14 protein-coding genes and 1 tRNA gene are annotated in these 12,500 nt (G+C 55.2%); 2 read left to right on the top strand and 13 right to left on the bottom strand.

The window, feature by feature from the left end; all coding sequences use genetic code 11:
- Nucleotides 1–128: 128 nt before the first annotated feature.
- The 6 genes from BLW97_RS19090 to dapC all read right to left on the bottom strand — a co-directional run bounded on the left by BLW97_RS19090 (nt 129) and on the right by dapC (nt 5,312).
- A complete protein-coding gene (locus BLW97_RS19090; protein ID WP_242947781.1) occupies nt 129–272 on the bottom strand; it encodes a hypothetical protein in 144 nt (47 codons plus the stop codon).
- Between the two features lie 65 nt (nt 273–337).
- The gene (locus BLW97_RS09205; RefSeq protein ID WP_031568475.1) at nt 338–1,261 is read right to left on the bottom strand and encodes a sulfotransferase family protein; all 924 of its coding nucleotides are present in this window, start codon (nt 1,259–1,261) and stop codon (nt 338–340) included.
- A gap of 11 nt (nt 1,262–1,272) precedes the next feature.
- Nucleotides 1,273–2,094 carry a septal ring lytic transglycosylase RlpA family protein gene (locus tag BLW97_RS09200; RefSeq protein WP_075322974.1) on the bottom strand — a complete coding sequence of 274 codons (822 nt, stop codon included), beginning with the start codon at nt 2,092–2,094 and terminating at the stop codon, nt 1,273–1,275.
- The gene (dapE, locus tag BLW97_RS09195; protein ID WP_075322973.1) at nt 2,087–3,235 is read right to left on the bottom strand and encodes a succinyl-diaminopimelate desuccinylase; all 1,149 of its coding nucleotides are present in this window, start codon (nt 3,233–3,235) and stop codon (nt 2,087–2,089) included. Before dapE ends, BLW97_RS09200 begins: the two co-directional genes overlap by 8 nt.
- Nucleotides 3,236–3,247: 12 nt before the next feature.
- Nucleotides 3,248–4,072: a 2,3,4,5-tetrahydropyridine-2,6-dicarboxylate N-succinyltransferase gene (dapD, locus tag BLW97_RS09190; RefSeq protein ID WP_075322972.1), complete on the bottom strand. Its 825-nt coding sequence runs from the start codon at nt 4,070–4,072 to the stop codon at nt 3,248–3,250.
- 22 nt (nt 4,073–4,094) lie between these two features.
- Nucleotides 4,095–5,312, bottom strand: coding sequence for a succinyldiaminopimelate transaminase (dapC, locus tag BLW97_RS09185; RefSeq protein WP_077218340.1), 1,218 nt, complete (start codon nt 5,310–5,312; stop codon nt 4,095–4,097).
- A 141-nt stretch (nt 5,313–5,453) separates the two neighbouring features.
- Here dapC and BLW97_RS09180 point away from each other — a divergent pair, with 141 nt between their 5' ends.
- Nucleotides 5,454–6,368: a DMT family transporter gene (locus BLW97_RS09180; RefSeq protein WP_075322971.1), complete on the top strand. Its 915-nt coding sequence runs from the start codon at nt 5,454–5,456 to the stop codon at nt 6,366–6,368.
- On the opposite strand, the gene BLW97_RS09175 is transcribed toward BLW97_RS09180, so the two are convergent.
- From BLW97_RS09175 to BLW97_RS09155, 5 genes are all read right to left on the bottom strand, one after another.
- Entirely contained in the window at nt 6,327–7,001 is a 675-nt protein-coding gene (locus tag BLW97_RS09175) for an HAD family hydrolase (RefSeq protein ID WP_075322970.1), read from the bottom strand. The genes BLW97_RS09180 and BLW97_RS09175 overlap by 42 nt on opposite strands.
- Nucleotides 6,998–7,690 (bottom strand): bifunctional 2-polyprenyl-6-hydroxyphenol methylase/3-demethylubiquinol 3-O-methyltransferase UbiG, encoded by a 693-nt coding sequence (gene ubiG / locus BLW97_RS09170; protein WP_075322969.1) that lies wholly within the window; start codon nt 7,688–7,690, stop codon nt 6,998–7,000. Before ubiG ends, BLW97_RS09175 begins: the two co-directional genes overlap by 4 nt.
- On the bottom strand, nt 7,687–9,033 hold the full coding sequence (locus BLW97_RS09165; RefSeq protein WP_242947780.1) for a TRZ/ATZ family hydrolase: 1,347 nt from the start codon (nt 9,031–9,033) through the stop codon (nt 7,687–7,689). Before BLW97_RS09165 ends, ubiG begins: the two co-directional genes overlap by 4 nt.
- A 100-nt stretch (nt 9,034–9,133) precedes the next feature.
- Entirely contained in the window at nt 9,134–10,309 is a 1,176-nt protein-coding gene (locus BLW97_RS09160) for a lytic murein transglycosylase (RefSeq protein ID WP_075322967.1), read from the bottom strand.
- Between the two features lie 43 nt (nt 10,310–10,352).
- Nucleotides 10,353–10,916 carry a C40 family peptidase gene (locus tag BLW97_RS09155; RefSeq protein ID WP_226855976.1) on the bottom strand — a complete coding sequence of 188 codons (564 nt, stop codon included), beginning with the start codon at nt 10,914–10,916 and terminating at the stop codon, nt 10,353–10,355.
- A gap of 169 nt (nt 10,917–11,085) precedes the next feature.
- Between BLW97_RS09155 and BLW97_RS09150 the strand changes: the two genes are divergently transcribed.
- Nucleotides 11,086–11,160 (top strand) — tRNA-Val (locus BLW97_RS09150).
- A gap of 19 nt (nt 11,161–11,179) precedes the next feature.
- Here BLW97_RS09150 and BLW97_RS09145 read toward each other — a convergent pair.
- Together BLW97_RS09145 and BLW97_RS19085 are read right to left on the bottom strand one after the other, a co-directional pair.
- Nucleotides 11,180–12,175 carry a tyrosine-type recombinase/integrase gene (locus BLW97_RS09145; RefSeq protein ID WP_075322966.1) on the bottom strand — a complete coding sequence of 332 codons (996 nt, stop codon included), beginning with the start codon at nt 12,173–12,175 and terminating at the stop codon, nt 11,180–11,182.
- A gap of 231 nt (nt 12,176–12,406) precedes the next feature.
- A partial coding sequence (locus tag BLW97_RS19085; RefSeq protein WP_242947823.1) for an ATP-binding protein occupies nt 12,407–12,500 on the bottom strand: 94 nt, incomplete at its 5' end.

Here is a 12,500-nt window from a genome sequence, read left to right as displayed (position 1 = left end):
TGAAAGTCACATGATCCACCAACCACGGCGGAACCAATCCTAACGCGAGAGAAAACAGCTCTTCAGGGACCATCAGCTAACTCCAATTCAGGGCACGACCGCTCCACAGCATTCTACCCCCTACCCACTCAATCTGACGAAGAGCCATAATCTTCCGGAATCAGCGGGAGATAATGGAGACGGATGAGAATACGCCGAATTTCTCGGGCTTGCAGGACCGTTGAGGATGCACTGGAAATTACGGCAGCAGTGGGGGGTGCTGATACCAGCATATCGGTTTTTCCCTAAGTGTTTGCGGTGGTTGTCAGTCAAATTCTAGATGACTGTTAGTCTTAAATCAGTACTTATAAGTTCCTTGTTTCATCTCCCAGGATTTACGCAGCTCCGGTAGTGGTCGAATCAGCAGTTTTTCCAGTTGTTGGATTTCTGGTTCGTAAAAAGTCTTTAAAAAATACAGAGCTTCCGCATCCATAGGCGGTTTGTGGCTTTTCATCAGGAAAATGTGGCGCCAGATGTAATCACCCCAACGCCGGGGGAAAAAGTGTTCGCCAATGCGGCGACTGATGGGATTACTGGCGAGGATACGCGCCCAGTTTCCCCGTGGCAGGCGATAGGCATTATGGATGGATTGCAGATTGATATGATTGATAGCCTGCGGATCAATCTCCAGAAACTCGCAAATTTTTATGAGGACATCTATCGGATTTTTTTTAAGGTCTTCCAGCAGGCAGATATGGACATTTTCAGTACCAAAACGCTGCTGGTATCTGGAAATCTGTGCGGCGTATTGGCCGAGTTCCAGATATAGCTGAGACACTCCCCAACCCTTGTCAGGGCGCGTCCAGTCTTTTTTCAAAGCGTCTAAAAATGGCAAGTCAATAACGCCTTCATTATAGTCCATGAGGTATTGGGCATAAGCACGCTGCACCGGATCGCGTAAAATGACAATAATCCGGGCATCCGGCCTTACTTTATGAATACGTTCTGCAGCTTCAGGGCACCATAAATAAGAAGGGCTAGCATCTCCTATGCGTATATAATTTTCGGATCCCCGGTACAAATGTTGGTATTCACGTTCGCTGGACACCCGCTGGATTAAATGATCCTGTTCGGGACGCGGATGGGCTTGGGTGAAATAGTGCGGTTCCTTCATGTTAGGCAGAAAAACCTGAGGATGCTGCTTCAGGTAGGCATAAAGGGAAGTCGTACCGCTTTTTACCGCACCAACAATATAAAAATTCGGCCAGATGAAGTCACGCATTACCAAGCCGCTTATTGTTCCACCGGATAAAAATCATGAAAACCCATTTTTTTCATGGCGGCGACAGCCTGTACGGCAGCAACGCCATCGGGAAGGGGGCCTACCTGCACCTTGTAATATTGTTGTCCCTTAACGAGCCCGGGAACAACCAGTACATCCCGGAAACCCGCAGCATAAAGACGATTTCGCTCCAGCGTGGCGTGGTTTAATACCTTGAATGCGCCGGTTTGCAAATAGGTTTGGGTTGGCCCCTGAATTTCCTGGGTATGCATGGTTGTTGGGCTGGCTTCGGAATTATTTACCCCGGTCGGGGTTATGCTGGAGGGGGCGAGCGCGACAATCTGCACTGCCGCCGTGCCCTGGCGGGTCATCCCCAAGGCGCTGGCGGCTCCATAGGAGAGATCCATGCTGCGTCCATCCACAAAGGGTCCGCGATCATTCACCAGAACAACAATACTACGACCATTGCTCAAATTGGTGACCCGGGCACAGGTAGGGAGCGGCAAGTCACGGCTGGCCGCCGTATAAGCCCGGGGACGAAAAGGGGTTCCCATGGATGTTTTGGAACCGGATTCCCAGCCATACCAGGAAGCCAGTCCACGCACATTGTAGCCGGCGGCACTTTGCAGGGGGTGATAAAGGCTTCCATGAATCTGATAGCTGCGATTGTAAGCTGCGCGCAGGTTAGGAGTCGGCGCACTGCAGCTTGCCGCAGCCGCCTGGGCGGGGAGGTTGCCCTGAGTGGCCTTCTGGCTGACGCCGGCGCAACCACTGATCAGCAACGCAGCGATGCTCAGCACGCCATATAATAGGTGCACTACAGGCTTAATCATCCCGGCCGGATCCCAATAAATGAATCATGATTTCGCTGTAAATCCGCGACAAATCTTCCAGGTCTGCTACTGCCACACATTCATTGAGCTTGTGAATGGTGCTGTTGATGGGGCCAAGCTCAACCACCTGGCCGCCCAGTTGGGCAATGAAACGTCCATCAGAGGTTCCTCCACCCGTAGAAAGGCTGGCCGGATGACCGAGAATTTTTTTCAGGGCGTACTGGGTGGCTGCCACCAGAGTGCCGGGAGGAGTAAAAAAGGGTGGTCCCGACAATTGCCAGTCAATCTGATAATGGATTTGCGCAGCATCGAGAAGACCATTGACGCCAGCCTGTAGGGATTCCGGGGTGGATTCCGTAGAAAAACGGAAGTTGAAGTCGGCACTGAGCTGCCCCGGAATGACATTGTTGGCGCCGGTGCCTGCGTGAATATTGGAAAACTGTAAACGGGTGGGCGGAAAAAACTGGTTGCCCGTATCCCATTGTTGATCCACCAGATCGGCCAGCGGGCGAAAAGCCCGATGAATGGGATTGTCGGCCTTGTCAGGATAGGCTACATGACCCTGCACACCCTGCACGGTCAGACGTCCATTCAGGGAGCCGCGCCGCCCGTTTTTAATGACATCGCCCAGACGGTTTTCCGAAGAAGGTTCACCCACTACGCACCAGTCAATCTGGGTATTCTGATCACGCAGCCAATCCACGACGTGGCGGGTGCCATGGGTAGCAATACCCTCCTCGTCAGAGGTGATCAGAAACGCGAGACGGCCGAGGTGATCAGGATGTCGGGCAATAAACTGTTCAGCCGCCACGATCATGGCCGCCAGACTGCCTTTCATGTCGGCGGCACCGCGTCCATAGAGCATGCCGTCGCGAATGCTGGGGGTGAAGGGATCACTGTGCCAGGCTTCCAGCGGGCCGGTGGGCACCACATCCGTATGTCCGGCAAAGCAGAGGCAAGGCCCGGAAGACCCGCGTTCTGCCCAGAAATTCTCAACGCCACCGGCTGCCAGACGGGTCACCCGAAAACCCAGGGCTTCCAGCCGCGCTATCATCAGGTCCTGACAGCCGGCATCTTCCGGAGTCACCGAAGGTCGGGAGATCAGATCTTCCGCCAGGGCCAGCACGCTGCTTTTTTCCATGTACGGCTTCCTTCAGATATCTCGCAGAATCTGGTTAATGCCCACCTTGCTGAGCGTTTTGGCATCGACCTGTTTGACAATAACTGCACAGTAGAGACTGTAGCTACCATCTGGAGAGGGCAGGTTGCCGGATACCACAACCGAACCGGCAGGCACCCTTCCATAGCTGATTTCGCCGGTTGCCCGGTTGAAAATACGGGTACTGGCACCGATGAATACGCCCATGGAAATTACCGAGCTCTCTTCAACAATGACGCCTTCCACAACTTCGGAACGCGCACCAATGAAACAGTTGTCTTCAATGATGGTGGGGTTAGCCTGCAGCGGTTCCAGTACGCCGCCAATACCGACGCCTCCGGAAAGATGCACATTTTTGCCAATCTGGGCGCAGGATCCGACCGTGGCCCAGGTATCGACCATGGTGCCTTCATCCACATAGGCACCGATATTCACAAAGGAAGGCATAAGTACGCAGTTACGGCCGATGAAAGCTCCACGCCGGGCGGTGGCAGGAGGCACCACGCGAAAGCCCCCGGTGCGAAAGTCGTTGCTGTTATAGTCGGCAAATTTGCCCGGCACCTTGTCATAAAAATTGGTCTCCGCACCAGAGATACGGCTGTTATCGTGAAGTCGGAAAGACAAGAGCACGGCTTTTTTGATCCACTGATGGGTCACCCATTCGCCATGACGCTTTTCGGCAACCCGAAGCACGCCTTTATCCAGCCCTTCAATGGTCTGGTGAACGGCATCACGCAGATCGGCGGGTGCCTGTTTGGGTGAAATTTCCGCCCGATTTTCCCAGGCAGCATCAATAATGGTTTCAAGACTCTGGCTCACGAAAGCTCCTTCACAAAGTGGTTCAAATGGAAAATGAAGATAATGGATGGGTTTCCAGAAAATGCCGAATCCGCTCCAGTCCTTCGACGCAGTCTTCATGACTGCCAACCAGGGCAATGCGTACCCGATCCTGACCGGGATGACAGCCCTGCGCCTCCCGGGATAAATAAGCTCCCGGCAGACAGCGTACATGTTCTTCAGCAAACAGGGCCTTCACAAAGGCTTCACCATTTCCGACCTGCGGCCAGAGATAAAAGCCGCCAGCCGGGATTTCAATGGGTAGATATTGACCGAGAATAGTCCGGGCTGCAGCAAATTTTTGTGCATAACTGGCCCGGGTCTGGATGACATGGGTTTCATCCTGCCAGGCACTGATGGACGCTGCCTGAATAAAAGGCGGCATTGCGGCACCCAGATAGGTCCGATACAGGACAAAAGCCTTGAGTATTCTGGCATCACCTGCCACAAAGCCACTGCGCGCGCCGGGAATGCTGGAACGCTTGGAAAGACTGTGAAAAGCCAGCACATTGTCGAGGTTGCCGGTTTGTGCAGCGGCTTCAAGAATGCCAGCGGGGGCATCTGGACCAGTGTACAGCTCGCTGTAACATTCGTCTGCGGCCAGGACGAATCCATGCTGACGGGATTTCTCAATAAGCCACTGCAGGGTTTCGCAGGACAGCGTTGCTCCCGTCGGATTATGGGGTGAATTGATATAGAGCAGGGCACAGCGTGCCCAAACTGCTTCATCAATCGTTTTAAAATCGGGCTGACCATTCGTGCCACAATTGAGATAATAGGGTTCTGCTCCGGCCAGCAGAGCCGCACCCTCGTAAATCTGATAAAAAGGATTGGGCAGCAATACCAGCGGTTGCGGTTTGGCGCGGGCGGGTAACACGGCCTGGGCAATACTGAACAGTGCCTCACGACTGCCATTGGCAGGGATGACCTGAGATTCGGGATTCAAAAAACCGGGCGGCAAATGAAAGCGTTGGCTGGCCCATTGGGCAATCGCCTGACGCAACCGCAGATCACCCAACACCTTGGGATATTCCGTCAAACCATGCAGATGCTCGATAATCGCTTCACTGACGATCCCTGGTGCCGGATGGCGCGGCTCGCCAATGGAAAAATCTATCAGTTCCCGGTCGGGAGCTGTCACTCCGGCCAGTAACTGCCGCAACCGCTCAAAAGGATACGCCTGCAGGGTATCCAATAATGGATTCATGGAATGTGTTGTCATAGGTTTTGATTCTGGGGCATGGATGGCGTTTATGACAAGCCCTGATCAGTTACTGGGGAACTGAGACGCCACTCGCCAATCCCGATATAATCATAAAAATTCTTGCCGAAATTCTCCATGGGACAGGTTCTCAGCAGACTTATGCCACGTATTTTCATGCAGAACTTGCCAATCATGGCATTACTTATCGGCTCCAGCCTCTGGGGGGTTTTATGGCTGCCTTTGCGCTACTTTAATGTGGCGGGGCTGCATGGTGCCTGGTTGATTCTGGCCATCTATCTGCTGCTTGCTCTACCGGCAGGATGGTGGTCCTGGAAGCGTCGCGGGGAATTGCGGGGGCATCATTGGACCCTGATCGGGCTGCTGGTTTTTGGGGGTTGGACCAATGTGGCTTTTATGCTGGCACTGGTCCATGGAGAAGTAGTCCGCATCCTTTTGCTCTTTTATCTTTCGCCGGTCTGGGCAATTTTTGCCGCCCGGATTTTTTTGCGGGAAGCGGTGGGGTGGCGTGGTGCTTTGGCTGCCGCCCTGGCAGTAGGTGGATCGGCGCTGGTTGTCAGTCATGGTCAGGGCTTTTCTGTAAGTGATCTGAGTACCAACGATCTCTTGTCCATTTCCTCGGGTTTTGCTTTTGCCCTGAGCAACGTGGTGCTGCGCGCCGATGAGGCGCTGGGAGATATGCATCGTGCCACTTCGGTGTGGTGGGGTTGTGTCCTGTTGGCGCTGCCTTTTGTCTGGTTCCAACCCTGGCCCAGTCTTTCTCCAATGCAATACCCCTATTTACTGGGGTTTTCCTGGCTCTGGATTGCCGGCGCGACCTTGGCCATTCAGTACGGAGTGGCGCGCATGCCGGTCAGTGTGTCTGCCGTGATCATGCCCTTTGAGGTGATTGTCGGGGCACTGTCTGCCTGGTGCTTGGCAGGGGAAAAGCCCGGCTTGCTGGAAGTGCTGGGCGGCGTATTGATTCTGTCCGCCGCGCTGTTGCAAATCACTCGAAGCCAACAGCATCCGGTTTCATTGGGCGGTGTGGACATGGAAAAGGGCGGACTGCAGTAATTCACTACGGGTAATGATCTGATCAGCTTCCCAGTTTTCCGGGGGATGTTCCGCCTCCACATAACCCCAGCCAGCTGCCCAGCACTGCGTACCCGCCGCGCGGCCCGCCAGTATGTCGCGATGATCATCGCCAATCATGAGGCTTTGCGTGGCTTCGGCGTCCAGTTGCTGCAAGGCATGGCGAACTGGCAAAGGATCGGGCTTGGCACGGGCGGTGGTATCGCCACTCACGACGACGCCGGGGGCTGCTGGCAATGTCAGTGCCGTCAGTAATTGGTCTGTCAGAAACCCTGGTTTGTTGGTGACGATGCCCCAGGGGATTTGGTTTTCCTCCAGCCAGTGAAGAACTTGTGCAATGCCGGGAAACAGGGTGCTCTGTTCGCAAATCCGCGATAAATAGTCTTCCAGAAATATTTCCCGCAGGACCGGAAACTCATGGTCTTCAGGTTGCAGTCCAAACGCGACCCGCAATAATCCACGTGCGCCCTGGGAAGCTACCGGGCGCAGGTCAGCCAAGGGCAGGGCAGGGAGTCCACGACTTTCACGCAGCCGGTTGGCAGCCGCCGCCAGATCCGGTGCGGTATCTACCAGGGTACCATCGAGATCAAAAAGTACCGCAGCAGGTTGGGTCATTTTTGGGTGTGCAGGAGGTAATTCACCGTCACATCATCGTTCAGACGCGCTAAATGGCGGATAGGATCATAATGCATGCCTTTCAGTGTGCGGCTCTTTAACTGCGCCTTGCGGGTCATGGCAATGAGTTCGCTGGGACGAATGAATTTTTGATAATCGTGGGTGCCGCGTGGCAATAAACCCAGAACATACTCGGCACCCACAATAGCCAGAAGATAACTTTTGGGATTGCGATTGAGCGTCGCAAAAAAAGCATTGCCGCCGGGTTTCAGCAGTTTTGCACAGGCGGCAATAATGCCCGCAGGATCAGGGACATGCTCGAGCATTTCCATGCAGGTTACGACATCGTAGGACTCGGGCTGTTCCTCGGCCAGCCCCTCTACAGCCACTCTGCGGTACTGGACTTGCAGATGCCCGAGTTCGGCGTGGGCCTGTGCCGCCGCAATACCATCTGCTGCCAGATCAATGCCCGTAACGTGAGCACCCAGCCGGGCCATGGCTTCTGCCAGCAGACCGCCACCGGTACCCACATCGAGAATGTGCTTGCCGCGTAACCCCTGACAGCCCCGGGCGATAAAGTCTACGCGCAACGGGTTGATTTCATGCAGTGTCCGGAAAGGTCCGGCAGGGTCCCACCAGGTGCTGGCGAGAGCATCAAATTTGCTGACTTCGGCCTGATCCATGTTCATGTGTTTTGATCCTTGTCGCGAATGCGCTTAACCCATGCTTGCGCGCGGCTGAATAATGCCTGCTCTTCCCAATCCACCGCCTGACCCCGACGAATACGGATTTGGCCATTTACCCAGACGTGGGTAACCTGATCGCGTCCGGCACAGTAGGCGACCTGGGATACCGGGTCATAGACCGGGAAGGTGGCCGGGTGGTCGAGGGAAATGGCGATGCAATCCGCAGCCTTGCCGGGTTCCAGACTGCCGGTCAGGTCCCCCCAGCCGATGGCTTCGGCACCTCCCAAAGTAGCTGCTTCCAGAACTTCCCAGGCCGGGAAGGCCGTCGGATCGCCGCTGAAACCTTTGGCCAGCAAGGCCGCAGTGCGCAGTTCACCGAGCATGTCGAGATCGTTATTGCTGGCAGCACCATCCGTACCGATGGCTACAGCGATACCCTGCTCTCGAATACGGGCCACGGGGGCGATGCCGGAACCGAGTTTAAGATTGGATTCCGGGCAGTGGGCGATGTGCAGCCCGCTATCCCGACAAATCGTCAAGTCATCAGCGTCCAGTTGGGTCATATGTACCGCCAGAAAACGCGGATTCAAAAGACCCAGCTCCGCGAGCCGCGCAAGGGGACGCCGACCATGCTGAGCGAGACTTTCTTCCACCTCATGGGCGGTTTCATGGACATGCATGTGGACGGGCAGTTGTTCGGCTTCGGCCAGTTCTCTGGTACCCCGTAAACCGGCGTCAGCAACGGTATAAGGTGCATGAGGTGCGAGACTTTGGCGGATCAGCGGCATTTGCTGCAGGCGGGGGAGAAGATCAGCGGCCGCTTGCAGGCAGGCATCGGCATTTGCGGCATAAGCCGTAGGAAAATCGATGATGACATGCCCGATGTGGGCACGCATACCCATGTTCTGAGCACTTTGGGCAGCGGCTTCGGGAAAAAAATACATATCATTGAAAGTGGTGGTGCCGCCGCGCAGCATTTCAGCGATGGCCAGTTCCGTACCCATGCTGACAAATTCCGGGCTGACAAAGCGTCCTTCCACCGGCCAGATGTGTTCGTTGAGCCAGGTCATCAGGGGCAGGTCATCGGCGAGCCCGCGCATCAGGGTCATGGCCGCATGCGTATGGGCATTGACGAAACCGGGCATCAACACATGCTGGTCGAGGGTCGTGTTATCTGCTGCTGTATATGCGGCATGAATTTCGTCACGGGGACCGATAGCGACAATGCGCCCCTGCTTGATGGCCAGCGCATGATGATGCAGCAGTACGCGGGGACGCACCGGAATGACCCAGCGCGCACTGATAATTTGATCGACCACTGGTTTTGCAGCGTGTTGTGATGGCACACCTGACCTCATGACCTGATATTAGGGGTGCCTCATCTTAACACGGGGGCGCTGGCGTGAGGCAATTGTCCCGTTGCTTGGTCCTGTGTCGTTTTCAGCTTCAGCCATCCAGTGCCCGTTGAATGGCCCGGGAATATGCCCAGACCGTAGCTGAATAGTACACGCTGGGATTGTAGCCCATGATGGCGTAGAAGTTGGGGTAGGCAATAAACAGTGTAGGACCTTCGGCAGTTTGCAGGCGGAGCAGGCCAACGGGGGTGTCAGCAGGCAAGGATGAGGGTTCTTCCGGCTGAATCCCGGCGGCCAGCAGTTGCCCCAAGGGATGTTTGCCGTGCAGGAAGGCGGTAGCGTCAACCCCGCTGGAACCCACCACTCTGGCCATGACCGGTTGCCCTGGCTGCCAACCATGGCCCAGAAAGAAATTGGCCGTAGAGGCCAGCACGTCAGCGGGAGATTGCCAGAGGTTAGGCAGAGGGCCGCCCGGAGGGTCATTCCAGACAATGCCGTAACGCAAATAACTGCTGGCCAGGAATTGCGACATCCCCATGGCTCCGGCTTCGGAGCCCTTCAGGGTTGCTGGTGACACCCCCAGCTTTTGGGCCAATTTCAGGGTTTCAGCAGTTTCATGCAGAAAAAACCGGCGACGCCCCGGCAGGGCCAGAGCCAGGCTGAGATTACTGTTCAGTACCGAAAAGTTTCCCATGAAGGAACCAAAACCGGTTTCAATGTTGAGAATACCCATCAAAATCGATCCAGGAACCCCGTATTTCTGGCTGACCTGCTCAAGCAGAGCACTGTGCGCATTCCAGAACTGCAATCCCCGGTTAATCCGGTCTGGGTGCAGAAAACGGTCTCGATAGCGCCACCACGGATACGGAACGGATGGTTGGTTGCTGGGTGGCGGCGGGGTCATCAGCGTTACGGCGCGGGCATCGAAGCGGGCGTTTTGCAGGGCTGAAATGACATAATGGGCTGGCAGGCCATCGTTTATCTGTAAATGACAGGCAATTTCCTGGAGTTGCAGTTGGTATTGCCGGGGAAAATTCGGAAAATAAACATCCCGTACGCAGGAAACCGGCGGGGCAGGGAGCATGTTTTGCGCCTGTTGGACGGTTAGTGGCTGAGTTGTGAAAGTTGAAGCGCTGGAGCCCGGCATGGTCTGGACGGTAGGGTGGCTGACGGTACCAGTAGGCTCGACTTCGGTGGCACAGGCCGAAAGCAGGATAGCCATGATGCTGGTGCTGAAAATGCTTCGGATGATGGATTTGAGGTGCATGTGCTCGCTCGTTGTCTTGTTGAAATCCGGATCGGATACGTGTTCAGTTGTCGCGCATGGCCAGTAATTCTCTGGGCATGGGCCGTCGCACACCATCCAGACGTTCGGCCCAATAAGGGATTTGCAGGCTTTGCACGGCGACACCCTGGCGTCGGTTCAGTGCGCTGACAAATTGCTGCCCACCGATGTAAATCCCTACATGCGAAAATGGTTGTCCCATGGTATTGAAAAACACCAGATCACCAGGGCGGATACGACTTAAGGGCACGGAAGGCAGGGCAGCGGCCTGGGCAAAAGAAGTTCTGGGAATGTCCACACCAGCCTGCTCCAGCACATATTGAATGAGGCCGCTGCAGTCAAAGCCGGTCTGGGGAGTGTCTCCTCCCCATCGGTAGTTCTTGCCGATTTCCGAAATGGCATGGACCAGAACGGCATCCAGAGTGGTAGCTTCGGCGTGCTGCACATAATCCGAGGATTGCACCGGGGGCTGGGATGGGAGTGAGAAAGAAGAAGGACTGTTGGGGGCCATGCTGGCACAGCCACTGAGCGTCAATGTCAAAAACAGAAGAGTTATTCCCCCCCGTTTAAGGGGGCTTTTCGCAAACATAAAGTACTGCCTTGACATAGGCGTCTTCCTCATTCTTTTTTCTAAGGAAAGTAAATAGCCTAATTCTTCTGATTTGGCAAGGGAGGCTAACTATGGGAGATTAACTGCTGGTTGACCTGAATGGCCGCGATTGGTATTTTACGCGCTCTCTGGAACCATTCGGCATCCAGGGCGGTTAGCTCAGTGGTAGAGCACTGCCTTCACACGGCAGGGGTCACAGGTTCGAACCCTGTACCGCCCACCAAATAAATCAAGTAGTTATATTACCTGCCCAGGGCCGGTTTTTTGTTGAGTGCATTGTTGAGTGCATTTTCCGAAAATGCACGCTCCAAGGCGATGGATTGCGCGTCGGTTTGCAGGTGCGCGTAACGCTCTGTCATCTTGGTGGATGAGTGACCTAGGATACGGCTGATGGTGTACAGGTCTGCTCCTGATGCTAGCAGGATTGATGCACAAGAGTGCCGTAGATCGTGAAAGTGCAAGTGCGGCAATCCGGCCTTCTCGCGGGCGCGACGAAATCCAGACTTAAGCCCTTCGGCGTTGATGGGCAGAGGGATGAATGGTAGCCAGTGGCGCATCGGTCCGATGATGGGTACGGTACGCGTTTTAAGTGTTTTAGTGTTCCCAGCGCGGATGGTGATCGTCGTTTCTCCTACGTCCTCGGCCTTGAGCTTCGTGATTTCGCCGCGACGGCAGCCGGTAAATAGAGCAATCCAAATCGCGGCAGCGACCGGATCGGATGCGTGGCTGGCGAGTTCGTTGACCTGCTCCAGCGTTAGGTAGATATGCCGCTCGTTGTGCTCCGGCAGGCGCTTGATCCTGGCACCGTAGTTCTCTGGGGTCAGTTCCTGTTCCCAGGCCAGCGTGAGAGCCTTCTTGAGCGCGCCCAGACTGCGGTTGATCGTCGCGGGCGCATAGGCTCCGGTCATGTCGCGGATAATCATCGCGGCGCATTTTGGGGCCTCTGAGGCGGTGTATTGGGCGAGCCAGGGGGTGATGCGAGAAGCATGAAATCGGGCGGTCTCCGGGCTACGCAGGTGCTCCAGATGCTTGAGGTACAAGGGCATGACAGCGGCAAGCGGTGGGTCGCCGGCACGCTCCGGCAGTGGTCTTGCCGATGTCAGTTCGGCTCGAAGTCTGGCTTCGACTTGCTTGGCGTCACGCGCAGACGACCCGGCTGGCAGGATGCGATGTAGGCGTCTGCCGTCAACTTGAACTTGGACATTTCGACGATCTTTGTTGTCGATCCAGATGGACACTGCCTATTCCTTTTTGACCATTCAAGCACTTCTGCCAAATTGTATCTTTTACCACGCTTGCCTACCGGGATAAATGGCATTCCGTCATGCTCCATCCGGCGAATCGTGGACTCACTAGTCTGTAGTTTGGCGCAAAGCTGCTGTCTAGTTAGGTGCATCGATCATCCACCGTCTAGTCTGTCAAACAGCGTTTAAAAATGACCAGGTAACAGCGTATATTTTTGACCAGTTTTAGAGGGGGTGGCTGCGACGTTTTTTGAACCGGTAAGAATCGTTTCCGGTCTCCAGAATATCGCAGTGGTGGGTCAGTCGATCGAGAAGCGCC

This window comes from Acidithiobacillus albertensis, from assembly GCF_001931655.1.
Classification (GTDB): domain Bacteria; phylum Pseudomonadota; class Gammaproteobacteria; order Acidithiobacillales; family Acidithiobacillaceae; genus Acidithiobacillus; species Acidithiobacillus thiooxidans.
The sequence above is the reverse complement of the archived record's forward strand: the minus strand, read 5'-3'. Positions and strand labels throughout refer to the sequence as shown.

Bases quoted from the DNA above. Each gene is read 5' to 3' on its own strand.
- BLW97_RS19090 (WP_242947781.1), bottom strand. From the start codon at position 272: ATGCTGGTATCAGCACCCCCCACTGCTGCCGTAATTTCCAGTGCATCC.
- BLW97_RS09205 (WP_031568475.1), bottom strand. From the start codon at position 1,261: ATGCGTGACTTCATCTGGCCGAATTTTTATATTGTTGGTGCGGTAAAA.
- BLW97_RS09200 (WP_075322974.1), bottom strand. From the start codon at position 2,094: ATGATTAAGCCTGTAGTGCACCTATTATATGGCGTGCTGAGCATCGCT.
- dapE (WP_075322973.1), bottom strand. From the start codon at position 3,235: ATGGAAAAAAGCAGCGTGCTGGCCCTGGCGGAAGATCTGATCTCCCGA.
- dapC (WP_077218340.1), bottom strand. From the start codon at position 5,312: ATGACAACACATTCCATGAATCCATTATTGGATACCCTGCAGGCGTAT.
- BLW97_RS09180 (WP_075322971.1), top strand. From the start codon at position 5,454: ATGCCACGTATTTTCATGCAGAACTTGCCAATCATGGCATTACTTATC.
- BLW97_RS09175 (WP_075322970.1), bottom strand. From the start codon at position 7,001: ATGACCCAACCTGCTGCGGTACTTTTTGATCTCGATGGTACCCTGGTA.
- ubiG (WP_075322969.1), bottom strand. From the start codon at position 7,690: ATGAACATGGATCAGGCCGAAGTCAGCAAATTTGATGCTCTCGCCAGC.
- BLW97_RS09160 (WP_075322967.1), bottom strand. From the start codon at position 10,309: ATGCACCTCAAATCCATCATCCGAAGCATTTTCAGCACCAGCATCATG.
- BLW97_RS09155 (WP_226855976.1), bottom strand. From the start codon at position 10,916: ATGTTTGCGAAAAGCCCCCTTAAACGGGGGGGAATAACTCTTCTGTTT.